General features: G+C 61.0%; 29 protein-coding genes. 16 read left to right on the top strand and 13 right to left on the bottom strand.

Features of this window, described 5'->3' with window-relative positions:
• Positions 1-4: 4 nt before the first annotated feature.
• The gene (locus ACORQT_RS06535; protein WP_164057421.1) at positions 5-1,528 is read left to right on the top strand and encodes a flavodoxin domain-containing protein; all 1,524 of its coding nucleotides are present in this window, start codon (positions 5-7) and stop codon (positions 1,526-1,528) included.
• Between the two features lie 13 nt (positions 1,529-1,541).
• Here ACORQT_RS06535 and ACORQT_RS06530 read toward each other — a convergent pair whose 3' ends face one another.
• The 3 genes from ACORQT_RS06530 to ACORQT_RS06520 are packed head-to-tail and all read right to left on the bottom strand — an operon-like array spanning position 1,542 to position 4,301.
• A complete protein-coding gene (locus ACORQT_RS06530; RefSeq protein ID WP_164057422.1) occupies positions 1,542-2,549 on the bottom strand; it encodes a FecCD family ABC transporter permease in 1,008 nt (335 codons plus the stop codon).
• Positions 2,546-3,502, bottom strand: coding sequence for an ABC transporter substrate-binding protein (locus tag ACORQT_RS06525; RefSeq protein WP_042783910.1), 957 nt, complete (start codon positions 3,500-3,502; stop codon positions 2,546-2,548). The genes ACORQT_RS06530 and ACORQT_RS06525 overlap by 4 nt, the downstream gene beginning before the upstream one ends.
• A 16-nt stretch (positions 3,503-3,518) precedes the next feature.
• Positions 3,519-4,301: an ABC transporter ATP-binding protein gene (locus ACORQT_RS06520; RefSeq protein WP_239507476.1), complete on the bottom strand. Its 783-nt coding sequence runs from the start codon at positions 4,299-4,301 to the stop codon at positions 3,519-3,521.
• A 546-nt stretch (positions 4,302-4,847) separates the two neighbouring features.
• Here ACORQT_RS06520 and ACORQT_RS06515 point away from each other — a divergent pair.
• The gene (locus ACORQT_RS06515) at positions 4,848-5,699 is read left to right on the top strand and encodes a DMT family transporter (RefSeq protein ID WP_072628124.1); all 852 of its coding nucleotides are present in this window, start codon (positions 4,848-4,850) and stop codon (positions 5,697-5,699) included.
• Between the two features lie 62 nt (positions 5,700-5,761).
• Here ACORQT_RS06515 and ACORQT_RS06510 read toward each other — a convergent pair whose 3' ends face one another.
• Positions 5,762-6,352: a Yip1 family protein gene (locus ACORQT_RS06510; protein WP_019453944.1), complete on the bottom strand. Its 591-nt coding sequence runs from the start codon at positions 6,350-6,352 to the stop codon at positions 5,762-5,764.
• A gap of 204 nt (positions 6,353-6,556) precedes the next feature.
• On the opposite strand from ACORQT_RS06510, the gene ACORQT_RS06505 reads away from it, so the two are divergent.
• The 6 genes from ACORQT_RS06505 (at position 6,557) to ACORQT_RS06480 (ending at position 10,349) form a co-directional block, all read left to right on the top strand.
• Entirely contained in the window at positions 6,557-7,024 is a 468-nt protein-coding gene (locus ACORQT_RS06505) for an acyltransferase (RefSeq protein ID WP_147880372.1), read from the top strand.
• Entirely contained in the window at positions 7,024-7,566 is a 543-nt protein-coding gene (locus ACORQT_RS06500) for a GNAT family N-acetyltransferase (RefSeq protein WP_033652386.1), read from the top strand. Before ACORQT_RS06505 ends, ACORQT_RS06500 begins: the two co-directional genes overlap by 1 nt.
• A 104-nt stretch (positions 7,567-7,670) precedes the next feature.
• Positions 7,671-8,522 carry a DUF1460 domain-containing protein gene (locus ACORQT_RS06495; protein WP_033642273.1) on the top strand — a complete coding sequence of 284 codons (852 nt, stop codon included), beginning with the start codon at positions 7,671-7,673 and terminating at the stop codon, positions 8,520-8,522.
• A gap of 130 nt (positions 8,523-8,652) precedes the next feature.
• Positions 8,653-9,465 carry a MetQ/NlpA family lipoprotein gene (locus tag ACORQT_RS06490; RefSeq protein WP_033642272.1) on the top strand — a complete coding sequence of 271 codons (813 nt, stop codon included), beginning with the start codon at positions 8,653-8,655 and terminating at the stop codon, positions 9,463-9,465.
• Positions 9,466-9,673: 208 nt separating this feature from the next.
• Positions 9,674-10,162, top strand: a complete 489-nt coding sequence (locus ACORQT_RS06485; protein WP_232091386.1) for a GNAT family N-acetyltransferase — start codon at positions 9,674-9,676, stop codon at positions 10,160-10,162.
• A 103-nt stretch (positions 10,163-10,265) separates the two neighbouring features.
• On the top strand, positions 10,266-10,349 hold the full coding sequence (locus ACORQT_RS06480; protein ID WP_016928643.1) for a membrane protein: 84 nt from the start codon (positions 10,266-10,268) through the stop codon (positions 10,347-10,349).
• Between the two features lie 42 nt (positions 10,350-10,391).
• On the opposite strand, the gene ACORQT_RS06475 is transcribed toward ACORQT_RS06480, so the two are convergent.
• The 3 genes from ACORQT_RS06475 to ACORQT_RS06465 all read right to left on the bottom strand — a co-directional run bounded on the left by ACORQT_RS06475 (position 10,392) and on the right by ACORQT_RS06465 (position 12,886).
• Complete coding sequence (locus tag ACORQT_RS06475; RefSeq protein ID WP_033642270.1) at positions 10,392-11,312, bottom strand: DUF808 domain-containing protein; 921 nt, start codon at positions 11,310-11,312, stop codon at positions 10,392-10,394.
• 120 nt (positions 11,313-11,432) lie between these two features.
• Positions 11,433-12,362 (bottom strand): alpha/beta fold hydrolase, encoded by a 930-nt coding sequence (locus ACORQT_RS06470; RefSeq protein ID WP_239507477.1) that lies wholly within the window; start codon positions 12,360-12,362, stop codon positions 11,433-11,435.
• A 119-nt stretch (positions 12,363-12,481) separates the two neighbouring features.
• Positions 12,482-12,886, bottom strand: coding sequence for a VOC family protein (locus tag ACORQT_RS06465; protein WP_072628131.1), 405 nt, complete (start codon positions 12,884-12,886; stop codon positions 12,482-12,484).
• 76 nt (positions 12,887-12,962) lie between these two features.
• Between ACORQT_RS06465 and ACORQT_RS06460 the strand changes: the two genes are divergently transcribed.
• Entirely contained in the window at positions 12,963-13,418 is a 456-nt protein-coding gene (locus ACORQT_RS06460) for a GNAT family N-acetyltransferase (RefSeq protein ID WP_033652381.1), read from the top strand.
• Positions 13,419-13,452: 34 nt separating this feature from the next.
• Here ACORQT_RS06460 and pbpG read toward each other — a convergent pair whose 3' ends face one another.
• The 3 genes from pbpG to ACORQT_RS06445 all read right to left on the bottom strand — a co-directional run bounded on the left by pbpG (position 13,453) and on the right by ACORQT_RS06445 (position 16,627).
• The gene (pbpG, locus tag ACORQT_RS06455; RefSeq protein ID WP_033652380.1) at positions 13,453-14,382 is read right to left on the bottom strand and encodes a D-alanyl-D-alanine endopeptidase; all 930 of its coding nucleotides are present in this window, start codon (positions 14,380-14,382) and stop codon (positions 13,453-13,455) included.
• Positions 14,383-14,533: 151 nt separating this feature from the next.
• Entirely contained in the window at positions 14,534-15,637 is a 1,104-nt protein-coding gene (locus ACORQT_RS06450; protein WP_072628133.1) for an adenosylhomocysteinase, read from the bottom strand.
• Between the two features lie 45 nt (positions 15,638-15,682).
• Positions 15,683-16,627, bottom strand: a complete 945-nt coding sequence (locus ACORQT_RS06445; protein WP_089191325.1) for a GlxA family transcriptional regulator — start codon at positions 16,625-16,627, stop codon at positions 15,683-15,685.
• A gap of 91 nt (positions 16,628-16,718) precedes the next feature.
• On the opposite strand from ACORQT_RS06445, the gene ACORQT_RS06440 reads away from it, so the two are divergent.
• Complete coding sequence (locus ACORQT_RS06440; protein ID WP_033652379.1) at positions 16,719-17,396, top strand: DJ-1/PfpI family protein; 678 nt, start codon at positions 16,719-16,721, stop codon at positions 17,394-17,396.
• Positions 17,397-17,446: 50 nt separating this feature from the next.
• Positions 17,447-18,010, top strand: coding sequence for a DedA family protein (locus ACORQT_RS06435; protein ID WP_015377041.1), 564 nt, complete (start codon positions 17,447-17,449; stop codon positions 18,008-18,010).
• 16 nt (positions 18,011-18,026) lie between these two features.
• Here the strand turns inward: ACORQT_RS06435 and ACORQT_RS06430 are convergent, their stop codons facing one another.
• The gene (locus ACORQT_RS06430; RefSeq protein WP_033642264.1) at positions 18,027-18,920 is read right to left on the bottom strand and encodes a LysR family transcriptional regulator; all 894 of its coding nucleotides are present in this window, start codon (positions 18,918-18,920) and stop codon (positions 18,027-18,029) included.
• Between the two features lie 112 nt (positions 18,921-19,032).
• Between ACORQT_RS06430 and ACORQT_RS06425 the strand changes: the two genes are divergently transcribed.
• Positions 19,033-19,470: a PACE efflux transporter gene (locus tag ACORQT_RS06425; RefSeq protein ID WP_047025658.1), complete on the top strand. Its 438-nt coding sequence runs from the start codon at positions 19,033-19,035 to the stop codon at positions 19,468-19,470.
• Between the two features lie 432 nt (positions 19,471-19,902).
• Positions 19,903-21,369, top strand: a complete 1,467-nt coding sequence (ansP, locus tag ACORQT_RS06420; RefSeq protein ID WP_033642262.1) for an L-asparagine permease — start codon at positions 19,903-19,905, stop codon at positions 21,367-21,369.
• A 37-nt stretch (positions 21,370-21,406) separates the two neighbouring features.
• Here the strand turns inward: ansP and ACORQT_RS06415 are convergent, their stop codons facing one another.
• On the bottom strand, positions 21,407-22,186 hold the full coding sequence (locus ACORQT_RS06415; RefSeq protein WP_033652377.1) for a HalD/BesD family halogenase: 780 nt from the start codon (positions 22,184-22,186) through the stop codon (positions 21,407-21,409).
• Positions 22,187-22,303: 117 nt separating this feature from the next.
• On the opposite strand from ACORQT_RS06415, the gene ACORQT_RS06410 reads away from it, so the two are divergent.
• Entirely contained in the window at positions 22,304-23,200 is an 897-nt protein-coding gene (locus ACORQT_RS06410; protein WP_033652376.1) for a LysR substrate-binding domain-containing protein, read from the top strand.
• A gap of 3 nt (positions 23,201-23,203) precedes the next feature.
• Here ACORQT_RS06410 and ACORQT_RS06405 read toward each other — a convergent pair whose 3' ends face one another.
• Complete coding sequence (locus ACORQT_RS06405; RefSeq protein ID WP_033652375.1) at positions 23,204-24,055, bottom strand: ATP-grasp fold amidoligase family protein; 852 nt, start codon at positions 24,053-24,055, stop codon at positions 23,204-23,206.
• Between the two features lie 203 nt (positions 24,056-24,258).
• Between ACORQT_RS06405 and ACORQT_RS06400 the strand changes: the two genes are divergently transcribed.
• The gene (locus ACORQT_RS06400) at positions 24,259-25,500 is read left to right on the top strand and encodes an oligosaccharide flippase family protein (RefSeq protein WP_206191897.1); all 1,242 of its coding nucleotides are present in this window, start codon (positions 24,259-24,261) and stop codon (positions 25,498-25,500) included.
• Between the two features lie 89 nt (positions 25,501-25,589).
• Positions 25,590-26,354, top strand: coding sequence for an arylamine N-acetyltransferase family protein (locus ACORQT_RS06395; RefSeq protein WP_444859341.1), 765 nt, complete (start codon positions 25,590-25,592; stop codon positions 26,352-26,354).
• The last annotated feature ends 7 nt before the right edge of the window (positions 26,355-26,361 follow it).

Here is a 26,361-nt window from a genome sequence, read left to right as displayed (position 1 = left end):
CGCTATGGCCGACATTATCGAACGCATCCTGATTGGTTACGGTTCGGAGTCGGGCAACGCCCGGGCGCTGGCGATGCGTCTGGGCGAGCAAAGCAGCCTGCAACCCTACCGCCCCGTCGTTAAAGAACTCAACGCCATCCAGCCCGCCGATGTGGGCGAACGCGACGCCCTGTTGATTGTCTCGAGCTCATTTGGCGACGGCGAACCGCCCGCCAACGCCGAACGTTTTCCCGACGCGCTGGCGCAATGGCCGGATCGCCACCGGTTGCGCTACGCCATCTTCGGTCTCGGCGACACCGCTTACCCGCATTTCTGCGGGTTTACCCAGGCGCTGGATGCGCGCCTGACGCAATACGGCGCCCGTGCCATCATCAATCGCGTTGACGCCGACGTTAACGTCGAACGGTTCTTCACCACCTGGCTAACGACGCTGGATAAGGTGCTGGCCGGCGATGCCCAGGCGGGCCGCGATTTGCATCTGCGCGTGACCGCCTACGGTGAAGACCATGCGTTCAACGCCGCCCTCCTCGAACGGCGGCCGCTTAGCGCACGCACGCCGCAAGCCTGGCATCTGCGGCTGAATATCGCCGGCAGCGGCATCGTTTACCGGGCAGGGGATACCGTCTATCTGTTGCCGGAGAACGACGAAGGATTATTGATCCGGCTGGCAGAGTGGCTCGGCAGGACGGAGGCCATCGACGCGCTGCGGCGCCGGGAGCTGCGCCAGATCAGCAAAACGACGCTGCGCGAACTGGCGCAGTTGGCCGACAGCGAAGAGCTCAAAAGCCTGCTCAAGATCCGTCAGCGCAAATCCCTAGAGAGTTATCTGTACGGCGCCGATCTGCTGGACGTGCTGCACGATTTTTGCCCGCCGCACGCGATCACGCTGGAGAACCTGTTGGCGCTGCTGCCCATTTGCCTGCCGCGCGCCTACTCCATCGCTTCGGCAACGCGGGAAGAGAGCCTTGATCTGTGCGTGCGCGACGTGCGTTATGAACGCGGCGGCCGCACGCGGCGCGGCACGGCGACCGGCTGGCTGCTCAAGCACCCCGGCCCTTTCCGCCTCTTCTGCCGCGCCAACCCCGGCTTTTACCTGCCGCGCGACACCGCCTTGCCGGTGCTGCTTATCGGTACCGGTACCGGCATCGCACCGTTGATTGGCTTACTGCGCGAAATGGCCGCCCAGGGCGAACGGCGTGAAACCGTCCTGATCTTCGGTGAGAAAAGGCGCGATGAAGACTTCCTGTATGGCGAGGAGTTGGTCACGCTGAACGCGACGGGCGTACTCACACGGCTCATCACGGCATTCTCGCGCGACGCCGCCGACAAGTATTACGTGCAACACGCCATCGACGATCACGCCGATGCCGTCAGCGGCCTGCTGCAACGGGGCGCGCATGTCTACCTGTGCGGCAATCGTCAGTATCTGGAACATGCCGTGGCGACGGCGCTGGAGCAAGCCTGCGGGGCGGAAAACCTGTGGCAGACGCTGATTGAGCAGCAGCGGCTGCACCTGGAACTCTATTGAGACAGGGCGGCGTTCACCGCTCCGCGCGCAACAGCAAGGAGACGATGAACGCGCCCCCCAGCCCCGCCGTAATGATGCCGATGGGCAGCTCCTGATTGGGGATCAGGCTGCGGCTGAGCATGTCGCCGCCGGTCAGCAGCATCGCCCCCAGCAGGCCGCACATCGGCACGGACAAGCGGTGGCGCACACCTACCAGGCGCCGGGCCAGATAAGGCACCATCAGCCCGACAAAACCGATCACGCCCGTCAGCGAAACGAGAAACGCCGTAGACAATGCGCAGCACAGAAAGGTCTCGGTGCGCAGGCGCGCCACGTTGACGCCCATCGAATGGGCGGTTTGCTCGCCCGCCAGCAGCGCATCCAGCGCCCGCCAACGCAGCGCCGTAAACCCGACCAGCAGCGCGAAACTCACCAGCGGAATGAACAGATTATCCCAACGCGCCAACCCCAAGCCGCCCAGCGACCAGAACAACACTGAACCGGCCGCCCGCTGATCGCCGGAAAAAACCAGATAGCTGGTGAGCGCGCTGAACAAAAATGAGACCGCCAGGCCGCAGACGATAAGCTGCTCGGCGCGCCTGACCCGGCTGACGCGAAACAGGATCATCACCGCCAACGCGGACAGAATGCCGCCGACGAAAGCGGACAGCGGCAACGTCAGCGCCCCCAGCGCATCGCCGAAGCGCGTGATGACCAGCACCGCGCCGGCGGCGGCGCCGGAGGAGAGCCCAAACAAAAAAGGATCGGCCAGCTCATTGCGGGTGGTGGTCTGCAGCAGCGCGCCGGTCATCGCCAGCCCGGCGCCGGTCAACGCCGCCAACAAGGCCCGAGGCACGCGCAGTTGCACGACGATAGTGTCCAACATGCCGGAAAGCGGCGCCGAACCTATCCCTAACGCCGCCAACGCCTGCCGCCATGACAGCGCGACGCTGCCCAATTGCAGGCTCCAGACCATTAATCCGCACAACGTCAACAGCGCCAGCGGCGCGAGCACCATAAACCGCCGTGTCGGCGAGTTCATTCAGCCTCCGGCGCGTACAGCGCCCGCGCCAGCTTTTCCACCGCGCCGATGTTGGCCGGCCCCGGCGTCAGCTCCGCATACTGCAGTTTCAGATAACGATGGTGCCGTACCGCAGGCGTCAACTTCATCAACGGATGAGACTCGAGGAAACGCCGCAGCGCCTCGGCGCCTGACCCGGTCTGGTAATCCAGCAGAATGATGAAGTCGGGTTCCGCCGCCGCCACCGCCTCCCAGGATGCCGTCGTCCAGCTCGCCGCCAAACCGTCCATCACGTTGCGGCCGCCCGCCGCTTCGACAATCGCCGTCGGCATGGCGTATTTACCGCTGGTAAAAGGCTTCTCTTCTCCCGAGTCATACACGAACACCTTGAGCGGCGCCTGACCCGCCGGTCTGGCGGGCAGTGCGGCTAATCGGCGGCGCCAGCCCTCAACCAGCGCGGCGGCCTCTCGCTGCTTGCCGAAAATCTTGCCGAGCTTCAGCTCATCGTCATACAGCAGGTTCATATCGGCCTTCTGCGGCCGGCCGCCGGCCTGTACGCAGCTCTCGCTCAGCACCAGCGTTTTGATGCCGAACGGCGCGAGCGTCTCCGGCGTGACGTCGCCGCCGATCTTCATGCCGTAATTCCAACCGGCGAAGAAAAAGTCCGGCTGCGCCGCCAGCAACGTTTCCAGAGCGGGATACTTCGGCGCCAGTTCGGGAATGGCGCCCATCGCCGCCTTGAAATCAGGCGTCAATTTGTACCAGCCGGTGATGCCGGTCAGCCCGACGATCCGATCCTGCAGATGAAGCGCAAAGGCCATCTCGGCCATATTGATGTCGTTGATGACGGCGCGCTGCGGCGCCTGATTGAAAGTGATCGGCTTACCGCAGCTTTCTACGGTGACGGGAAATTTTTCAGCCGCTGCCGCTCCGCCGGCCAACAGCAGGAGCAAGGGGAATACGCGTATGTTCATGTTTCTCTCTGGTTTATCAAGCGCAATGGGGAACTTCAAAAATACGCAGCGTTTTCCCGCTGACGGGATGCGCCACGCTGAAACTGTGCATGCCGAACACCGGCAGAATTACCGGGGTTTGCAACACCGCCGCGGGCGAGCCGCAGGCCACCTGGCGGCTTTCGTTGAGCACCAGGATCCGATCGGCGAACGCCTCCGCCACGGGCAGGTCATGCAGCACCGCAATCACGGCGATAGCTTTATGTTTTACTAACGACAGCAGCGCCGAACGCCCGGGAGGATCGAGGTGATTGGTCGGCTCATCCAACAACAACAGGTCGGGAGTCTGCGCCAACGCCCGGGCCAACGCAGCGCGCTGACGCTGGCCGCCCGAGAGCCGCCCCAACGGATGGTGCCTGAGCGGCGCCAGGCCGGTTTCCCCGATGATCTCGTCAACGATGCGTTTTCCCGCCGCGGGCCGTTCGCCATGCGGCAAACGCCCTAACGCCACATAGTCCTCCAGCGACAGCCGCAAATCCGGCAGATCGTTTTGCGCCAGAAAGGCGATGCTTCTGGCGCGTTCCGCCGCCGACAAGCCGGACAAAGCGCGCCCTCGCCAGTAAATCTCGCCGCTGTCCGGCCGCGTTTCGCCGATCAGCGTGCGCAACAGGCTGGATTTGCCGCTGCCGTTAGGGCCGATCACCGCCAGCTTCTCACCGGCGCGCAGCGTGAAATGGATGTTGTCGAGTATCGAGGCCCCGCCGCGGCCGGTCAGGCTAACCCCATCAACATGGAGGATGTCGTGAGCTGAATTCATCATGCGTTAATTGTTATATTATAACATATCAATATTTTTATCACGATTGCGCGCCCTCTGCAAAAACGAATCGTAAAGTCTCTCACCGCACGCATGACGGGAAACGGCGGCGGGGAGCCTACCCCCTTGCGCCTCGCGCTGGCGTTAAAACTGCGTTTTTGCAGCAACATAGCACACCTTTAATTTAATGATAATGATTTTCATTATCACTTAAGCTTCTGTGATTTTCGGTTGCGCGCCCCGCTGAACTTGGCTATGTTTGAAGCGATTGGTTTCATTCACGGTTTTCAGGAACTCACATGACCTACCTGGCGCACAGCACAGATCCGACAAACGCGACCGTTCCGGCCGTCGTTTTGCTGTGTGCTTCCTCCGCTCCACCCGCCGTTTTCTCTGTCGTTTCCGCGGTTGCCGCTTACCCGCCACGCCTTGTGGTCGTGCGCTAAGCCACACCGACTTTTTACCTCCGGCTTATGTTGATTTGTTGCGTTCAGGCGTAGACCGCCGCGCGCGCCGGAGCCTGTAATTTTCACGACAGGTGAAATTGATATGCGATTACCTTCTCTCTGGGCCAATGCCGGCCTGGCTACGCTGTTCGTCCTGCTTTGGAGCAGCGGCGCGATCTTCTCCCGTTGGGGGTTGGAGCACGCCTCCGCCTTCGCTTTTCTGTTCTTCCGCTGCGCCATCGCGCTGGCGGTGCTGTTGGCCATCGGCCTGTGGCAGCGCCAGTGCCTGCCCGCCGCCGGCACCCGTCGGCGCGTCGCGTTGATCGGCGTGCTGATGATCGGCAGCTATCAGATCTGCTATCTGCTGGCCCTCGAACGGGGCATTACCCCCGGCGTGCTGGCCACGCTGCTTGGCGTACAGCCGATCCTGACCCAGTTCATTACCGAACGGCGCTGCGCCGGGCTGCGCGCGCTCGGGTTGGCGCTGGCGTTGGCGGGGCTGACGCTGGTGGTGTACCAAAGCCTGATGGTGGCCCATTTCTCGCTGAGCGGCATGCTGTTCGCCTTTATCGCCTTGGGCTGCATGACCGCCGGCACCCTGCTGCAAAAGGGCATGACGCAGCCGCCGCTGGCGGTGTTGCCGCTGCAGTATGCCGTCGGGCTGTTGATGTGTGCGTTGGCGCTGCCGTTTGAGCCGCTGCGGGTCGAATGGAAGCCTGAGTTCGTGCTGCCGCTGCTGTGGATGGCGGTGGTGATCTCGGTGCTGGCGACGTTCTTGCTGTATCGGCTGATCCAGCGCGGCAACCTGGTGCAGGTGACCAGCCTGTTCTACCTGATCCCGGCGGTCACCGCCCTGCTGGATTATCTGCTGCTCGGCCACGCGCTGGCCGCGCTGAGCCTGCTGGGCATGGTGGGCATCGTGCTCGGCGTGATGCTGGTTTTCCGCCGCGCATAGCCTAAAAACAAAAGCCCCCGCGCCGTTCCACCGGCGCGGGGGCGATAACAACAACCGTTAACTCAGAACAACCAGGAACCGTACCCCCACAGCAGCACCGTCACCCCAAGCAGCAGCTCGAGCAACAGAATGCCGATGGCGAAGGTCGAGCTGGAGAAGATGAACCCTTCCTTACTGTCGATATTCAGGAAGTGCGGGATCCCCAGATTCAGCAGATAGCCCGAATAGCACAGGCCGATAATGCCGACAAACAGACACAGCCAGACGACCGGATAAAGCGCCACTACCCCGCTGAGGAACATCGGGGTCGCCACGTAGCCGGCGAACACCATGCAGCGGTGCAGGCTTGGGCGCGATTCATAACGCCGCGCCATCCAGTGAATGACTTTCCCCATGGCCGCTACGCCTGCCAGCATCAGCAGGTAGAACGCCACGGCGGTATAAAACGCGGTAAACATGTCGAGCCTGATGGCATGTCCCTCGCCGGAGAGCCAGCCCAACTGGGTGGTGCCGATAAAGGCGCAGACCACCGGGATTGCTGCCAAGAGCAACACATGATGGGTGTATAGGTGCGAGACGCTTTCATTCTCGCTTTTGATCTGTTCGAACTCGGCGCTGGGATGCGCCAGAAGTCCCCAAACATGACTGACCATGAGACACCTCCTATCTCGCCGTAGGCCGCGATCGGCGAACGAATTTCACACCTCTGACGGACAGCTACCCGTGCGAGGATTGCGGCCACGGGGCTCTCTCCCCTGTACTAATTATAGTCTTTTGGCGAAAAAACGTGCGGAAAGCGAAAGGCGCGGCGCTTTGTCTTATACTCCCCCCATTAAACCCAGGCTGTGAGGAAGGTTATGTCATCCGCTATCATCACCCGCCAGGCGGGGATCGTCGACGTCGACGCCGGGCGCAACGTCACCGTGGTAGAACCCTGCAATCTTTACGGCTGCCGGCTCGGCGACGATGTCTTCGTCGGCCCGTTCGTCGAGATCCAGCGCCACGTCAGCATCGGCGCGCGCAGTAAAATTCAGTCGCACAGCTTTATCTGCGAATACGTTACCCTCGGCGAAGCGTGCTTTGTCGGCCACGGCGTCACCTTCGCCAACGATCTGTTCAAAGACGGCGCGCCCAACGCCGATCCGGCCAGCTGGGGGCGCACCTGCATCGGCGATCGGGTGTCCATCGGTTCCGGCGCCACGATCCTGGCGGTGACGATCTGCAGCGACACGGTGATCGGCGCCGGGGCGGTCGTGACCCGCGACATCACCCGCAAGGGGATCTACGCCGGCAACCCGGCGCGTCTGCTGCGGGAGCTGCCGTAATGAACCCGGCCATCCGCATCGCTGCCATTGAGACGTTGCCCGACGATTATCTGGCCCGCGGCGATTTCAGCTTCACCATCGCCTGTTACGCCCTGCCGCAGTTCGACAGCCCGGTGGACAGCTGGCCAACCCGCCCGGTGGCGCCGTTTCGCAAACGCTATCCCCTGGCGCCGTTCGCCAACGAAGACAGCGTGACCTTCCTGGCTTATCGCCAGAACGATGCCGTTGGCCACATCACGCTGAGCAAAAACTGGAACGGCTACACCCTGATCGACGAGATCGCCGTCAGCGCTGACGCGCGCCGCCAAGGCATCGCCGGGGCGCTGCTGGACTGCGCCAAACAGTGGGCGCGGCAGCAGGAAACCTCAGGTATGATGCTCGAAACGCAGAACAACAATCTGGCGGCCTGCCGCTGCTACCAGCACTATGGGTTTATCCTCGGCGGCATCGACCGCTTGCTGTACCGCGCCGAACCGGAGATCGCCGATCACGAAATCGCGCTGTTCTGGTATTTGCCGTTCAATAGCGAAATCGGTTACTGATTTATCGATTGCCATTGAGGTTATGTTTACTTTTTAACCCCTACCATCGGATGAGAACTGTTATCACTTACTCTGATAAGCCAGCGACACCCATGGAGGGCCGTATGAACAAGAACAAGGCTGTTTTACTGATGTTAGCTATCGCCATGAGCGGATGCGCCGATCGCCCCACCGCCGTCACCCCCGCAACGCCGCCGACCGACGCCGCCGTTTCGCCGCCGAACCTGCAACCGCAGATGGATGACAGCACCCGCAGCAAGCTGCGTGAGATCCTCGCGCTGCGCGCCGGTTGGCCCGCCGCGCAGCCGCATGGCCGCACCGTCGATTTGATTTCGCGCGAATTCCTCGGCACGCCCTATCTCGCCAACCGCCTGATCGGTTCGCAGAGCACGCCCGAGCAGTTGGTGATCGACTTCCGCGGGCTGGATTGCTTCACCTACATCGATTATGTCGAAGCGCTCAGCACCGCCCGCAGCGAAGCCGAGTTCGTTCAGCGCCTGGTGGACATCCGCTATGTCGACGGCAAAATCGCCTTCCCGCAGCGCAAACACTTCTTCACCGACTGGGCGCAGCGGCCGAAAAAAGTGGCCGAAGACATCACCGCCCAGCTCAGCCCGCACGCCGTCAGCCTCGTGAAAAACCTCAATCAGAAAGCCGACGGCGGCAGTTACCTGCCCGGCTTGCCCGTCGTGCAGCGCAGCGTGACCTACATTCCCAGCGACCGCGTCGACGACAAGGTGCTGGCCCAGCTGCGCACCGGCGACTACATCGGCATTTACACCAACCTCGCCGGGCTGGACGTGACCCATACCGGCATCTTCGTCATGACCGACAACGGCCCGGTGCTGCGCAACGCCTCATCGCGCAAGGCCAACATGCAGGTCGTCGATTCGCCCTTTATGGATTATGTGATGGCCACGCCGGGCATCGTGGTGCTGCGTTCGCTCAGCCGATAATCCCCCATCGCATAACGGCTATAAGCTATAGCCGTTTATGCTGAACGAGCGTTTGACTTCATCGGCGGTTCAGGCTTAGCTGTAAGAACAAAAACCAACTGATTTTATTGTTCTTTTCAGGGAGAGTTCGATGACCTTACGCTGGCGTATCACCCCTCTGGCGGCGGCCTTCGCCGCCGTCTTGGCGCTTCAGGGCTGCGATCAAAAAACCGACCAAAACCATATCAAAGTCGGCGTCATCAACGGCGCGGAACAGGACGTGGCGGAAGTCGCCAGGCAGGTGGCGAAAGAGAAATACGGGCTGGACGTCGAACTGGTCGGTTTCAGCGGCTCGCTGCTGCCGAACGACGCCACCGACAAAGGCGAACTGGACGCCAATGTGTTCCAGCACCGCCCGTTCCTCGAACAGCAAAACAAAGATCACGGCTATAAGCTGGTGGCGGTCGGCAATACCTTCGTCTTCCCGATGGCCGGCTACTCCAAAAAGATAAAATCGCTGAAAGAGTTGCCGGACGGGGCGGTGATCGCCATTCCGCTCGATCCGACCAACCTGGGACGCGCCCTGCTGCTGCTGGAAAAAACCGGGCTGATTAGCCTGAAGCCTGGCAAAGGGTTGCTGCCTACCGCGCTGGACATCAGCGCCAACCCGCATCATTACCAGATCATGGAGCTGGAAGGCGCGCAGTTGCCGCATGTGCTGGACGATCCGAAGGTCACCGTCGCCGTCATCAGCACCACCTACATCAACCAAACCGGCCTGTCGCCGACCAAAGACGGCATCTTCATCGAAGATAAAGACTCGCCGTACACCAACATCATCGTCACTCGCGAAGACAACAAGGACGCGCCGAACGTGCAGAACTTCATCAAGGCCTATGAATCGGATGAAGTGGCCAAAGCCGCCGAAAAAATCTTCAACGGCGGCGCGGTGAAAGGCTGGTAATGCCAGGCAAACCGCCTCAGGGGCTCTCCCCAAAGAGCCCCTTCCCGCTCATCATCGCCTTTTCTTATCTCACCATAAGAAAACCCGATTTATCCCGGCGGCGAGCAGCGCGCATAATGGCGTTTATCCGCTGATTTTCAAGGTAAACAGACACGTGACAACGCTCTCCGCCCCCGTACTCAGCCTTCTTGACGCCACACCGGACGATATGGCCGCCGTGCTGCATATTTACACCCAGCACGTGCTGTACGGCGCGGCCTCATTTGAAGAGCAGCCGCCGACGCTGGCGGAAATGCAGTTGCGCCTGAGCAAGGTGCGGGAGGCCGGCCTGCCCTGGCTGGTGGCGAAAAGCGCAGGCGTCATTGTGGGTTACTGTTATGCCACGCCTTATCGCCCCCGGCCGGCTTACCGCTTTACCGTGGAAGACTCGGTGTACATCGCCGAAGGGGAACAGGGTAAAGGCATCGGCAGCGCGCTTCTGAGCGCCTTGATCGCCCGCTGCGAACAAGGCCCCTGGCGCCAGATGCTGGCGATCGTCGGCGATTCCGCCGCCAACCGCGGCTCATTGGCCTTGCATCAGTCACTCGGCTTCACCAGTGCAGGGACGTTAAAAGCGGTGGGGTTCAAGCTGGGGGAATGGCGCGACACGCAGATTATGCAGCGCGCGCTGGGCGCGGGCGACAAGCGGCGCCCGTGAAGGCATGACGACGCACGATAGAGAGATAGCGTCTATAGTGAAGAATGATTTCATTAAGTTAGCGCCAATCGCGCCCCACCTTTAACCGGTAAGGAAGAAGCCAATGAAAATTATTCTGTGGATTGTCGCCATCATCTTCATCGTGGGTTTGTTGACGATTACCGGCGTTCTCAAACTGATCTTTTAATTCGTCTGATACGTCCCGCCCCTCCCGGGGCGAGACTTTTCATCAAGCCTTGAAACGCGCGCGCACGGCGCCCAGCGCCGACACCACCGCCAGCACGACACCGCCGGCCACCAGCCCGAACGCCACGTTCAACAGCGCCGGGATCACCCCCTGCAAAAGATGGCCAAACGTCGGCACCACAGTGGTGTACGAGGCCCAGTCTTCGAACAGATGATGCACCGGCGGCAAACCGTGGGTCAGAATACCACCACCGACCATAAACATGGCGACAGTGCCGACGATCGACAGCGTTTTCATCAAATAAGGCGCGGCGCGCACGATGCCGCCGCCGAGGGAGCGCGCCACCGCGCTGCGTTTGCGGCTCAGATACAGCCCCAGATCGTCCAGGCGGACGATGCCGGCGACAATGCCGTACACACCGAGCGTCATCACGACGGCGATGCCGCACAAGACGATCACCTGCTGGCTGAAGGTGGCGCCGGCGACCGTGCCCAAGGTGATGGCGATAATCTCGGCGGACAGCACAAAATCGGTGCGTATCGCCCCCTTCACCTTGCGCTTTTCATAGGCCGCGGCGTCCTCATTGGCGCCGGGCCCGTCCGATGTCTCCTCCTGCGCCGCCTTGCCGGGGCTCAGGCTGTGGAACACCTTTTCGAACCCTTCGTAACACAGGTAGGCGCCGCCCACCATCAGCAGCGGCGTAATCGCCCAGGGCGCGAAGGCGCTGATCAGCAGCGCCAACGGCACCAGGATCGCCTTGTTGATCAGCGAGCCTTTGGCGACGCTCCACACCACCGGCAGCTCGCGGTCGGCTTTAACGCCGGTGACCTGCTGCGCGTTGAGCGCCAGATCGTCCCCCAGCACCCCGGCGGTTTTTTTCGCCGCCATCTTGCTCATTAAAGAGACATCGTCCAGCAATGAGGCGATGTCGTCGATGAGAGTGAGTAAGCTACTTCCTGCCAAAATGATTCATCCTTTTACATTCACATTTATTATTTGTTTAGCATAGCGGTTAAGCGCCATGCAGGGATATAGGATGAGAGAGGAAAACGCCAGGCCAGCAATGGCCGCCCCGCGCCGACGTTAAGCCCCCTCGCCCGCCGGCCCCTCATCGGATCCGGTAGCGGCCGCACGCGAGATATGTTGAAGGACAAGGCGATGGGCATCAAATACGCACGATAAATGCGTGCTGCCTTCAAGCAAACCAAAGGCGGTTTGGGCGTTGCCATGCTGTTCGACGAAGCGCTGCATCGCTTGCGCATTGAACAACTCATCCTGCGCTGCCGCCAGCAGCAAGGTCGGTAATCGCAGCGCCGCCAGTTGCCTGGCCGGGGCGCGAGGCGTCAACGCGTTAGCCATATTGACGCTGTATTGGCAGACAAAATCGGGGGCGGCGGCCAGCACAGCCGGGGGAAAATTCAGGCTGACCGCCCGAACGTGCCCAAACCAGCGCCCGCCGCTGAGCGCATTGGCGACAAACGGCCATTGTCGCACCTGCGCAAAACGGGCCGTCGCCGCCAGATCGCGGGCCATCCCGGAAAATGGCCCCAGCTCGGGCGCCAGCATGATCAGGCTGTCCGCCTGCTGTTCGCCAGGGTAACGGGTCAGGTAGTTGAGCAACATGCCGGCGCCGCTCGAATGGCCCAGCAGGTGCCTGCGCGCCAACGGAAACCGGCGGCGCATTTCCGCCAGGATGACATCGACATCGCGCCAAATACGCTCAGGCCGCTCAACCGTCCCCCGCTCTCCCGTGGAATCGCCATGTCCGCGGATATCCACCAGGCACACCACGAGCGTTGGCTCGGCGGCCAGCTGGCGCGCAAGAACGTCATACCCGGCAGCGCTGTTAACCCCGCCGCCGTGATAAACCACGATCGCGTCTTCACTCTCGGCTGCGTGCCGATACAGACGATAGCTCAACCCCTCGACGCAACCGGACGACATGTCCACATGCCCGCCCGGCCACTCGCCGTAAGACTTCGCTTGCTCAACATAGCGGTCAAAATCAATCAAAGCGCACCTTTCCATGATGTTGTCGGTATTTCCTACGGCAGAGAGCCCTGCCGCCATGCCGATAAGCATATGAAACAACAGTAGGCACTACCATCCCTTTTGCACGCCGCGCGCTGAGCTCAGGGCAGATCGCCCGCCGGCACATTGAGCTGCCAGGAAAGGCCGAAACGATCGTTGAGCCAACCGAAACGGGCGCTGAATCCGTAGTCATCGAGCGGCATCAGCACCTTGCCGCCCTCCGCCAGCCGGTGGAACGCCCGCTCCAACGCTTCTTCGTTAGGCAGGTTGATGAACAGCGACACCGCCGGGGTAAAGCTGAAGTCATGGCTGATCGGGCTATCGGTAAACACCAGGTTCTGCCGATCAAAATCGATGGACGCATGCTTGATCAACCGCCGGCCGTCCGGCGTCGGATCGTAATGCTGCACCTGCATGAGCCGAAAACGCTCGAACACCTGGCTGTAGAGATCGATCGCCCGCTGCGCCTCTCTCTGGAACATGACAAAGGTCGAAACCTGGCTCATAACATCCCCTCCGGCAAACGTTGTGGTATTAATGGAGGATAGCGGATTACCGTTGAAGCGGCGGAAAGGAGCAACCATGAGCATCATTCATCGCCTGGCGCAGCCGGACGATCTCAACGGCCTGTTAGCCTTGTATCGCGAGCTGCGCCCGCAGGACGCGCCGCTGCGCGCCGACGATGCGCGCCGTACCCTGCAACGCCTGTTGGACGATCCGGCGATCCGTCTGGTGGTGGCGGCGAAAGAAGAATACCCGATCGCCACCTGCATGCTGGCGCTGATCCCGGGGCTGGCGCATCAGGCGCAGCCGTTCGGCGTCATTGAACACGTGGTGACAGCGGAGCCCTACCGCGGCCACGGCGTGGCGCTCGCCATGATCGAATACGCGCTGCAGCTGGCCTGGCGCAAAGGCTGTTACAAGGTGATGCTGTTGTCGGGGCAGCAACGCACCGGCGCGCACCAGCTCTACCTGAAAGCGGGCTTCGACGGCGATCGCGAGCGGGGATTTGTCATCAGACGGCCCGAGGGCCGATAGCGGCCCGCCGCAAACGGGCGGACCGCCAGGCGGGTTATTCGCTGTCGTTCTTCGCCAGACGGGCGTCTTTTTGGCGGCGATAGTCACGCGCGGCGGCCGGGATCGGCGTCACCTTGCCGGTTTCAATCCAGCTGCGCAGCCGGTTGGCGTCAGCGAAGTGGGTGTATTTGCCGAAGGCGTCCAGCACCACCAGCGACACCGAGCGGTTGCCGATCACGGTGCGCATCGCCAGGCAGTGCCCCGCCTGGTTGGTGAAGCCGGTCTTGGTCAGCTGAATGTTCCATTTCGGGTTGTACACCAGGTGGTTGGTGTTGCGGAACGGCAGCGTGTAGTTGGGATCCTTGAAGCTGGCCATGCGTTCGGTGGTGGTGCTGAGCTGGCCGATCAACGGATATTGCTTGGTGGCGATCAGCAGTTTGGTCAAATCGCGCGCCGTCGACACGTTATGAATAGAAAGCCCGGTCGGTTCCACATAATGGGTATTGGTCATGCCGAGCGCCCTGGCCTTGGCGTTCATCGCTTTGATGAAGGCGTTGTAGCCGCCCGGATAGTGGTGCGCCAGGCTGGCGGCCGCGCGGTTTTCCGACGACATCAGCGCGAGCAGCAGCATATCCTTGCGGCTGATTTCGCTGTTCAGCCGCACCCGCGAATACACCCCTTTCATCTCCGGCGTCTGGTGGATGTCCACCGACAGCATCTCGTCGAGCGGCAGGTGCGCGTCCAGCGTGACCATGGCGGTCATCAGCTTGGTGATCGAGGCGATCGGCACCACCTCATCCGGGTTGCGCGCGTACATCACCTTATGGGTTTGCATATCGACGACCATCGCGCTGCCGGAAGCCAGCTCCGGCTGGGCGGCGTGCAGGGCGGCGGCGTTATCGCTGGCCAGCGCGCGCGGCGCAAAGCCCGCGCCCGTCTGTAAAGCGAGCAGAGTCAGAACCAAAACACGTATTTTCACAGGCATTACTCTGAAATGGGGGCTTGAACTCAGCGAATTATATGTGAGGGTTCAGCGCTTGGCACTGGGATTGTATGGCGGATTTGTGACAAATTCTGTCGGCCGAAAATCGGTACAGCCCGCGGGCGCTCTGGGATGAACGCCCGCGGGGAAAAAGTTACAGTGCCGGCTGCCACGCCGACTGCGGCAACAGGTACAGCCCCGGCGTTTGCCGCGCTCCCGCGCCAACGATATGGCCGATGCCGGCCGCCATCACCGCCAGCGTGACGTCGAAGGCGTTAAGGCTGTCGCCATAGCCGGCGGTCAGGTTGAACATCGAGCCGTTGGCCAGCAAATAGACCGTCTTTTCATTCAGTTGGTAAGCATTCACATAAGGCATCGGCTCGTGGTGCGGCAGGCTCTTGAGGAAGCCGACATCGATCTCTTCGGCCACGTGGCCGACGTTGAGGATAAATACGCCGTCCTGCGCCTGTTGCAGATGCTGCGCCGAGAGCACGTTTTTCGCGCCGGTCGCGGTGGCGATAACGTCCGCCTGCGCGACCGCGCTCGCCAGATCCACCACCTGCCAGCCGTCATAACGCGCCTGCAGCGCACGCGCCGGATCGATTTCCGCCACCATCACCTGGCCGCCGTAGGCTCTGGCCGCGGCCGCCGTACCCTGCCCGACCAGGCCGTAACCGATCACCAGCACGCGCTTCTCGTGCAGCGTCAAATGGGTGGTCTGGAAGAAGGTATGCCAGGCGGTCAGCCCAACCATGTGCCGGTTATGCAGCCCTTCTTTCACCGGCAGATCGTCCCAGTTGAAGATCGGGTAGCGCGGCGCCACGCCGTTCAACCGGCTGATGCCTGATCCGGTGGCCTCCAGCCCGGCGACGATCTGCGGGCCGTTCGGCGATTGGTGCAGACGGGTGGTCAGATCCGCTCCCATTTCGCACAGGTGAGTCGGCCGCCAGGCCAGCGCGCGATCGAAAGATTCCGACCATTCGCCGGCGCTCATATCGCGCCAGGCGTAAGCCTGCGCGCCCCGCCGTTCCAGCCAGGCCACCACGTCGTTCTGTACCGTGGTGGGATTGCAGGTGGTCAGAAAGATCGCCGCGCCCTTGTCCAGCAGGCCGGCCACCAGCGGCGCCATTTTCAGATCCAGGTGCATATTGCACGCCAACCGCACCCCGTGCAGGTCCGGCAATGCCGCCACCGCCGCCCGGGTGCGCGGCATATGACGCATCGCCCAGCTCAATTCGCTCTCAAAATCCTGATACATCCGTTGCTCCTCTGATGCGCCCCGCCGCCAGGCGTGGCAAAAAAGTTATCCCGCGCGGCCAAGCCGGCGGATCGCCTGCGGCGACAGGCCAAATACGCGGATAAACGCCCGCCTCATACGCTCCGGATCGCTGAACCCCACCGAGCGGGCGATCGCCTCCAGCGGTTCGGCGCTCTCTTCAATACGCCCTCTGGCCGCCTCTACCCGCAGCTGCTCGATCACCTTGGCCGGCGTCTGCCCGGTTTCGGCGCGGAACAGCCGGCCGAATTGCCGCTCGCTCAGGCAGGCGGCGTCGGCCAGATCCGCCACCGACAGCGGCAGATGCAAATGCTCGCGCGCGTACGACAGCGCGGTGCGCATGCGATCCGACGACGGATTCAGCGCCAGCAGCAGTGAGTACTGCGACTGCCCGCCGGGGCGGCGGTGATAGACCACCAGCTGCCGCGCCACGGCCGCCGCCAGGGTGGCGCCCAGATCGTCTTCGATCAGCGCCAACGCCAGATCGATGCCGGCGCTGATGCCGGCCGAGGTCCAGATATCCCCGTCGCGAATGAAGATTCGGTTGCTGTCGACGCGAATGCGCGGGTAGTTCTGCTGCAGCCGCGCCGCGTGATACCAATGAGTGGTGGCGCGCTTGCCGTCCAGCAGCCCGCAGGCCGCCAGAATAAACGCGCCGGTACATACGCTGGCGATGCGCCGCGCTCGCCGGCTGTGGGTAGTCAGAAACCCCGTCAGCGCCGGTGACTGCGCCGCCATCACGTTGCCGCTGCCGCCGGCCACCACCAGCGTATCGAAACGCTCGTCGCCGCACGGCTGCGTGGCGATTTCCACCCCGGCCGAGCTGGCGACCATGCCGCCCTGCGGCGAGATCGCCACACACCGGTAGGCCGGCGGGTCGGTGAACTGGCTGACGTTATCGAACGCCGCCAGCGGCCCGGCAAAGTCCAGCAGGTTAAAACCGGGAAAAACCACAAAACCGATCGTTTTCATGATGGCGCTTTTTGAGGGTTATCTGTCATATCAGCCAAAAACAGGGCGGCTATTATGACCCAGGTCCAACGATAAAAATGAGGCGAATATCATGTCTGAATCACTCGTGATTGTATTTCCCATCTATCAAGGCGTCACCCAGCTCGACTTCACGGGCCCCTTGCAGTTCCTGCGCCGCATGCCGGGCGCGGAAATCATCGTCGCCTCGGTAGACGGCGCGGATGTCGAGTCGGAAGGCTTGCACTTCACCCAGCTGCGCCCGCTGCCGGAGATCGCGCGCTGCGACGTGCTGTGCGTGCCGGGCGGCAGCGGCTGCACCCAGGCGCTGCAAGATGAGGCCTTCATGCAGCAGATCCGTCGGCTGGGCGCCGATGCCCGCTACCTGACCTCGGTGTGCACCGGTTCGCTGATCCTGGCCGCCGCCGGTCTGCTGCAAGGCAAACGCGCCGCCTGCCACTGGTCGATGCGCGACAGCCTGAAGCTGTTCGGCGCCGTGCCGAGCTCAGCGCGCGTGGAGCGCGACGGCAATGTGATCAGCGGCGGCGGCGTCACCGCCGGCATCGATTTCGCGCTGGCGCTGATCGCCGAACTGCACGGCGAAGAGACCGCCCAAATGATCCAGCTCTATCTGGAATACGCCCCGGCGCCGCCGTTCGAGGGCGGCACGCCGGAATTGGCCCCGCCGCACATTTACGCCAGGGTACAGGCGCAGATGGCGGAGAGCCTGCAGCGGCGCAGAGCGTTGGTGGCCCAGATCGCCCAAGGTTAGCAATCGGGCGTATACTTGCCCTTATGCGTCAGCCACATAAGGAGTAAGGAATGACCGATTTAGCCCACTATATTACGGACTACGGTTACTGGGCGTTGTTTATCGGCTGCCTGGCGGAAGGGGAAACCATCACGCTGCTGGGCGGCATCGCCGCTCATGAAGGGCTGTTGCACTGGCCGTGGGTGATCGCAGTGGTGGCGCTGGGCGGCATGATGGGAGACCAGCTGCTGTACTTCGCCGGCCGCCGGTTTGAAGGCCGCGTCATCTCGCGGCTCAAGGGACAGGAAAAGCGCATCGCGCGCGCCAGAAGGCTGATCGCCCGCCACCCGATGCTGTTCGTTATCGGGGTGCGTTTCATGTACGGTTTCCGCATCATCGGCCCGGTGTTGATCGGCGCCAGCCGCCTGCCGCCGTCGCGCTTCGTGCCGTTGAACATCCTCGGCGCCATTTTATGGGCGACGATCTTCGTCATGCTCGGTTATTTTGGCGGCCAGGCGATCGAACGCTTCGTTACCGGCTTCGACAAAAAGCTATCCAGCCTGCTGTTTGTCGCGCTGGCGATCGCCGCCATCCTGCTGGTGCGTTTCTGGTGGCGTAAACGCCACCCGGAGTAAGCAAACGCAGCGGGCGTCAGCTTTCCTGCGGCGCCTCGCGCATCAGCGCGACCAGTTCGCGCGCCGCTTTGTCCAACGGGCGATTCTTAAGCCAGATCAAATGCATCGGCAAGCGCAGCTCGTTCTTGGTGTTTTTGAACTTCAGCCGCACCAACCGCCCCTGCGCCAGCAGCGGCTCGGCCAACGACAGCGGAAAATTGCCCCACCCCAGACCCGCTTCCACCATGTTCAGCGCCATCGGCAGGCTGTCGGTGCGCCAGTAAGCCTCCGCCACCTGGGGACGCAGATCGCCGATCGGCAGATCGCGGCTGGCCACCATGATCTGCCGCACGTTGACCAGATCCTCGAGAAACAGCTCGCCCGCCGCGCCGTCCAGCGCCGGGTGCTGCGGCGACAGCATCGCCACCAGCGATTCCGCGCCCACGAAGTGGAACTGTTCCGCGCTGTTGACGTTCAGCCCGCCGAACGCAAGACAAACGCCGATGCGCCCCTCGTGCAGCATGTGCAACACGTCGTCCTGCGGCGCGCTGAGCACTTCGATGTTCAGCAGCGGATAACGTTGCGACAGCGTTTTCACCGCCGCCAGCAGGCCGGCGCCGTTGATATCCGACGCCACGCCGATCGAAAGCCGGCTCTCCAGCCCCTGGGACAGTTCGATGGCGTGCACCTGCAGCTGCTTGAGCTGCCCGGCGATCAGGCGGGCGTGCGGCGCCAGGGCCAACGCCAGTGCGGTCGGCGTCGGTTCACGGTGAGAACGGTCGAACAAGGCGAATCCGAGCTCCGCCTCCATGTTGGCGATGGCCATGCTGACGGCGGAGGGCACGCGCCGCAGCGCGCGGGCGGCGGCGGAAAACGAGCCGCGATCGAGCACCGCCAAAAACAGTTCGATGTTATCGCTGGAAAAATTCATTGTTCAACCTGTCAGAAAAACTGACAACTCCTGACTTTTTCTATCAATGTGATTGACGTTATCTTAGCCGCCGTCGCCACAGAGGCAACTAAAAACAGATCGGGAGAAAACGATGCAAGGCGTCAAACGCAAACTGGTGTATGTCACCGCTTATGAAATCATCGGCATGGCGATCTCGGCGCTGGGGCTGGCGCTGCTGTCGGGCCACGCGCCAAGCAGCACCGGGCCGCTGGCGGTGGTGATCACCACCATCGCGGTAAGCTGGAACTTTATTTACAACTATGTATTCGAGTGGTGGGAAAGCCGCCAGGCGTCGCGCGCCCGCACGCTCAAACGCCGCATTTTGCACGCCGTCGGCTTTCAGTTGACGCTGGTAGTGTATCTGATCCCGCTGATCGCCTGGTGGATGGGCATCACGTTGTGGCAGGCGCTGCTGCTGGATATGGCGTTGATCGTCATCATTCCTTGTTATACCTTCGTGTTCAATTGGGCATTCGACAAGCTGTTCGGCCTGCCCGCATCGGCCCTGCCGGCCGGCGAATCGGCCTAAGACTCGTTACGCGCCCACCGACCCGCTGCTGATGCCATTTTCTGCGCGGGTCGCCATTTCCTTTCCCCTTATTTCTCACCGCGAAATATAAGAACAACACCCTGTAATTTGCACGGTAATTATTATTTTGTGATTTTAATCACTTTTTATTCCTCGATATTTCCGTCTTGATAAAACATCACATCTTTTTGAATAATATATCCTTTTATATTTGGATTAAAAAATAAACACACTTGTTCACGTTTTATGCGCAGTATTTTTTGCCACCATTACGGAGAAAAGGTAGCATGCTTCGCCGTTATTTTAATGATGGCTGTATACACAATAAACAGCGGAATGATGCCACGACCTCATTCTCATGACGATTGGTCATAGCAATCGTTTGCTCTCGGTAAGAGCAGGGTTAACATAGACAGGTAAACAGGACGGATAATGCACTCACAAAAACAGTCTGCGGATGAAAAACACGCCGCCAGAAGACGCTGGCTAGACTCTCATGAATCCGGTTATCACAAAAGCATGGGCAACCGGCAAATCCAAATGATCGCCATCGGCGGCTCCATCGGCACCGGCTTGTTCCTCGGTACCGGCGGCCGTCTCGAACTGGCCGGGCCGGCGCTGGCGCTGGTCTATCTGGTGTGCGGGATCTTCTCTTTCTTCATCCTGCGCGCGCTGGGCGAACTGGTGCTGCATCGCCCTTCCAGCGGCAGCTTCGTTTCTTACGCTCGCGAGTTCCTCGGTGAAAAAGCCTCTTACGTCGCCGGTTGGATGTATTTCCTCAACTGGGCGATGACCGGCATCGTCGACATCACCGCCGTGGCGCTGTACATGCACTATTGGGGCACCTTCGCCGACGTGCCGCAGTGGCTGTTCGCCCTCGGCGCGCTCGGCATCGTCGCCACCATGAACATGATCGGCGTGAAGTGGTTCGCCGAGATGGAGTTCTGGTTCGCGCTGATCAAGGTCGCCGCCATCGCGCTGTTCCTGATTGTCGGCGTCGTCTTCCTCGGTACCGGCACGCCGGTGGCCGGCCACACCACCGGCATGCACCTGATCACCGAAAACGGCGGCATGTTCCCGCACGGCCTACTGCCTGCGCTGGTGCTGGTGCAAGGGGTGATCTTCGCCTTCGCCGGCATCGAGCTTATCGGCACCGCCGCCGGCGAGTGTAAAGATCCGGCCAAAATGATGCCTAAAGCGATCAATAGCGTGATCTGGCGTATCGGTCTGTTCTACGTCGGCTCCGTGGTGCTGCTGGTGCTGCTGCTGCCGTGGAACGCCTATCAGGCCGGCCAAAGCCCGTTCGTCACCTTCTTCAGCAAGCTGGGCGTGCCTTACATCGGCACCATCATGAACATCGTGGTGTTGACCGCCGCGCTGTCCAGCCTCAACTCCGGCCTCTACTCCACCGGCCGCATCCTGCGTTCGCTGGCGATGGGCGGCTCCGCGCCGAAGCTGATGGCCAAAATGAGCAGCCAGCAGGTGCCTTACGCCGGCATCCTGGTCACCTGCGGCATCTACGTGATCGGCGTGGTGCTCAACTACCTGGTGCCGTCGCAGGTGTTCGAGATCGTGCTGAACATCGCCTCGCTGGGCATCATCGCCTCCTGGGCGTTTATCATCGTTTGCCAGATGCGCCTGCGCAAAGCCGTGCGCGAAGGCCGCGCTCAGCCGGTGTCGTTCAGAATGCCGGGCGCGCCGTTCACTTCGTGGCTGACGCTGGCGTTCCTGCTGATCGTGGTGGTAATGATGGCCTTCGACTACCCGAACGGCACCTGGACCATCGCCACCATTCCGGTGTTGGCGGTGCTGCTGACGCTGGGCTGGTTCGGCCTGCGCAAACGCGCGCAGGAAGTGAAGCTGGAACAGCAGGCTCACGAAGAGCAGAACCCGCACTGAATCGACAAACCGCCCTCCGGGGCGGTTTTTTTATCCGCTATAACCGCCCGTAGAACGTCATTCTGGCACTTTCCGACAGCATCACGTCCGGCTGCGCATTGTAGGCCAGCACCACCAGCATGCGCGTGGTGTCGCCTTCGGTCGGCGTCACCCGGTGCATGGCGTTGCGCCCGCGAAACAGCACCAAATCCCCCTCCTCCATCGCCAGCTGTTTGACCGCCCGCTCGCCGTCCAGCACCTGCGTGACCCCGGCATAGTTCATCTCGCCGCGATCGGCATCGCGCAGGTTCTCCACGTATTCGAAGCGCCCACCCGCCTGCGGTTTCTGGATCAGGAGCGTGATGGCGAACGAGGAGTTGTCAAAATGCCAGCCCAGCTCCTGGCCGGTGTGGGCATAATGCAGGTTGATCGACGACAGACGATCGGCGTAGGGATAGAGCTGCGCCTCGTCAAGCACCGCGCACAGGAACGCGCGAAACGCCGGAGCGTCGTACAACGTGCGCAGCGGCGACTGCGGCGGAATATCTTCGTCGGTAATGCAGCCCTTGGACGACACCACCAGCCGGTTGCGTGCATGCTCGGCCGGCAGCGCGTCGTCCTGCGGCCGTAGATACACGTTGTGTTTGCTGGTGGCGTAAAACGCCGCATGGTGCTGTTCGGCGCCTTCCAGCCGCACCGTCGCCAGCGCGGCTTCGCGCAGAAATCCCGGCAGCACCAGCGCGCCGGCGCGCGCCAGCGTTTGCCGGCAGCGGACGCGGAACGCGGCGTCGTCGATGGGGTGGGCGGACAGATCGATAATATCGGCAAGTTGCGGCATGACGTTCCCCTCGTGTGCGAAAGCCGGATGCCTCCCACTGTAGCGAATGCCGCATTGCCGCCATAACAAAAATACGTTATGGATAAGCTAACGAATTCTTAGCGATAAGCCCTGCTCATGCACTCACCGTCCCGTGCGCGCTTGCCCAAGCTGAGCGCCATTCTGGCTTTCGAAACCGCCGCTCGCACCGGCAGCCTGGCCCGTGCGGCGGATGCGCTGGCGCTGACCGCCGCCGCCGTCAGCCAACAGATCCGCCAGCTCGAACAACATCTGGGCATCACGCTGTTCATTCGCGCTAAAAGCGGCGTCACGCTGACCGAACAGGGCGCGGACTACCTGGCCTACGTGCAGGAGGCGTTTGAAACGCTGCGCGTGGCGCAGCAACACGTGGAACGCCAGCGCGGCAAACAGGCGCTGACGGTGTTCGCCCTGCCGGCGCTGGCGTCTAAATGGCTGAATCCGGCGCTGGGCGACTGGCTGGCGCAGTGCCCCGACGGCGATCTGCGGCTGCACGCGACCCATGCGGCGGTCGATTTCGCCCATTCGGCGGCGGATTTCGCGCTGTGCTTCGGCGATCAGGATTACCCGCTGCTGGAAAAGGTGCAGCTGTTTCAGGATCGGGTGCAGCCGGTATGCAGCCCGGCGCTGCGCGATCGCGGCGACTGGACGCAACTGCCGCTGCTCCACGTCGATTGGGGCAAGGAGAGCCAGTTTCTGCCGGGCTGGCACGAATGGTTCACCGCCGCCGACCGTTCGCCGCCGCCGCGCCGCGGGCTGACCTATAACCTGACTTCGCTGGCCATCGACGCCGCCGTGCAAGGACGCGGGGTGCTGCTCGGCCAGCGGCGGCTGATCGCCCGTGAACTGGCGGAGGGCCGGCTGGTCACCCTGGCCGAACCGGCGCTGCCGCTTAGCAAGCCCTACTACGTGGTTTACCCGCCGCGCACGCTGGAAAAACCCGGCGCCGCGGCGTTTTTGGGCTGGCTGCGGGAGCTGGCTCAACGCTCGGCATAGCGTTCAGGTTTTGGCCATCAGCTCGCCCAGCAGCAGGTTGGTGGCGCGCGGTTGGTACACTTCATTGCCTGCACCGGGGGTGAGCGTCAGCTCGCCGATATAGAGCCTGTCTTGCGTCAGGTAGAAATCGACCCGGCAGTAGTCCAGATCGGCGGCAACGGCTTGGGCGACCTCAATCATCTCATCCCAAAAGTCAGGCTTCGCGTGCAACGTGTTGATCTGGGGAATATCTTTCTGGGTAAAAAAGCAGTGATGCGCATGGCGGTCCAAAAACTCCAGCGACGTCGGCTCCGGGCCGCCCCGCAGCAACTCCACGAACAGATAAGGCTGGCTGCCGTTAAAAACATGCACTTTATAGTCGATCAATTCACCGTCGCGTTCGATGTCCAACAGGTTTTCAACCACAATTTGCAGTGGGATCTTCGCATAGTGCTTCTCACGAAAGCGCTTCCAATACGTTATTTTTGACCATTTCTTGAGAGTGCTTGCAATCTCATCATAACTCACCCGCGCTTTATCTCTGACAATCTTAACTTGCTGCGAGGCATTATTTGTTTTGATAACAAAAGATTGAGGCAACGACAAATAGTCTTGCTCAGTGAAGTTCTCCGTTATCATGATGACCGGCGTTAGGTATTTTTCCGAAACGCGACTGGATATATAATCCCTCACCGCCACCTTGTCCGCCAACAGGCTGAACTCTTCGCGCGGGTAGCGCATTCTGTGGTAAATCCTTTCGGAAAAACTTTTAGGATTCAAAAAGTTGACAAAGCTTCCGTGAACAGAATAATGCGACAGCTGATAATAAATAAAGTCAGGCGAAACCTTATAGAGGTATTTTACGAATTTTCTCATTCCGTTGATTCATCCATTAATCCAACATAACAAAAGACCCAGCTAAAGTTTAAATGCAATTGACTTCAATTGTAAAATATAAAAAAAGCCTTGGTGATTATTAAAGGATAAAAAACGGAATAATCCTATATCATAAGGTATTCAGGGAAGCGTCAGTGAAACTAAAGATCATAGACTTCAGCATAATAAGAAACGCTTCCTGGATGATAGCGGAAAAGACGGTATCAATCCTCGGCGTTATATTCATCACCGCCTACATGGCCAAATATATTGGGCCGGAAAGCTTCGGAAAGATTACCTTTGCCACGGCGATTTTCGCCATTACCCAAACGTTGGCGCTGCTGGGGTCGGACACCATCCTCTTCAAACGCATTAGCCGTAATCCGCGCTCCGGCGCAGCGCTGATGTTCTCCACCAACCGGCTGAGGCAAGCCTGTTTCCTGGCCTTTTCTGCGATCATCTTGCTTTATACCGGGCTGCGGGAAGACTTCACGACCTTTTACTTTTGCGCCGCCACATTCCTGGCCTCGTTTTTTTCACTCAAAGACGTCTTCGCCATTTACCATGACGCCCGGCTGGAATCGCGTTTCAATACCCTGGCCAACGTGGCCGGCTTAGCCAGCGCATTGTTGGCTCGCTGGCTGATCGTGTTTTTTGATCTGCACCTGTACTTTCTGGCCATCCCTATCGTGATGGTGTACCTCATCCCCTATCTGATCCGTCATCACCTTTATCATCGCCGCCATCCGGGCTTTTCGGCCCCCGGCCGTATTCGGCGCAAATATGTGCGCTATCTGCTCGCCAGCGGCCTGCCGTTGGCGGTATCCAATGTTTCCATCGCCATCTATACCCGGCTGGCGCAGCTGTTTTTGATGTGGTTCGTTTCCGCCGCGGTACTGGGCATTTACTCGGTCGCCATTACCCTGGCGACCGCCTGGATGTTCGTTACCGATGCCGTCATCACCTCGTTCTTCGCGAAAATATTCGCCTATCGGCGCGAAGACGCGATGCGCGCCGCGGCCAAACTGAATGGGTTGGTGCTGGCCATCGCCTTAGCCATCGTCGCCGGGATCGTTTGGCTGGGCAAACCGGTCATCGCACTGTTGTACGGCGAGCAATACCTGGCGGCCTATGCCGCCATGGGGGTGTTGGCCGTCGCCACCCTGCTCTCCGCCCTGGGGACCGTGGCCTATAAATACATCGTGCTGTTTTCCGGTTACGGCTTCCTTTCCCGCAAAATGTTGTTGGTGTTTATCATTAACATTCCCCTGTCATACGGCCTGATTCGGCAATACGGCATGATGGGCGCCGCTTACAGCACCTTGCTGACCGAACTGCTGTCATTGACCGTACTCAACTATCTCTTTCAACGGGGTGCCGTACTGAAAATGCATCTGCGCTCACTGAACCCGGCGCTTTACCTAAGACGCCCGTCGGGAAAGTAATCCGGCTGCCGTGGCGCAGCACGTAATGCGCTCACAAACGCCGCAAAGCCCGCTATTTTAAGCCTACTTTTTCTCATGCGAGACACCCTGTGGACACCCAACGCTACCTGCAGCATATCGGCTTTACCGGCGTCGCCCGCCCCGATCTCCCCACGTTGCAACAGCTGCACCATCGCCACATGCTGAGCGTGCCGTTCGAGAACCTGAGCATTATTTATCATCAGGGTATTCAGCTGGCGCCCGAAGCGCTGTTCAGCAAAGTGATCGAGCGTAACCGCGGCGGTTTCTGTTATGAGCTGAATACGCTGTTCGCCCTGCTGCTGCGGGAGATCGGTTTCAGGGTGAGCTTTATCTCCGGCGAGATCCGCGCGCGCGACGGCCATTTCGGCCCTCCTTACGACCATCTGGCGCTGCGGGTGGATCTGGCGGGCCAGGCCTGGCTGGTGGACGTCGGTTTCGGCGATTCCTTCCTGACGCCGCTCAAAATCGTCGTTGCCGAGCCGCAACCGCAGGCCAGCGGCACCTTCCACCTGGAGCGGGAAGGCGAATATTACCTGCTGGAACGCCGCAACGGCGACCAGCGCTCGCATGCCAAAACCCTGTATCGCTTTACCGTTCAGCCGCGCGAACCGCATGAATTCGACGAGATGTGCCACTTCCACAGCACCTCGCCGCAGTCGCACTTCACCCAGCGCCTGGTGTGTTCACGGCCGACCGAACAGGGCCGGGTGACCCTCAGCGACATGAAGCTGATCGTGACCGAAGATCACCAACGCCACGAAACGACGCTGCATTCGGAAGAGGAACAGCGAGCCGCGCTGTGGCGGCATTTCGCCATCGATGTGGATCGTTGACGGCGCG

Source organism: Serratia sp. (in: enterobacteria), assembly GCF_052400455.1.
In the GTDB taxonomy this organism is placed as follows: Bacteria; Pseudomonadota; Gammaproteobacteria; order Enterobacterales; family Enterobacteriaceae; genus Serratia; species Serratia ureilytica.
Note: the sequence above shows the minus strand (reverse complement) of the source record. Positions and strands in the feature narration are given on the sequence as shown.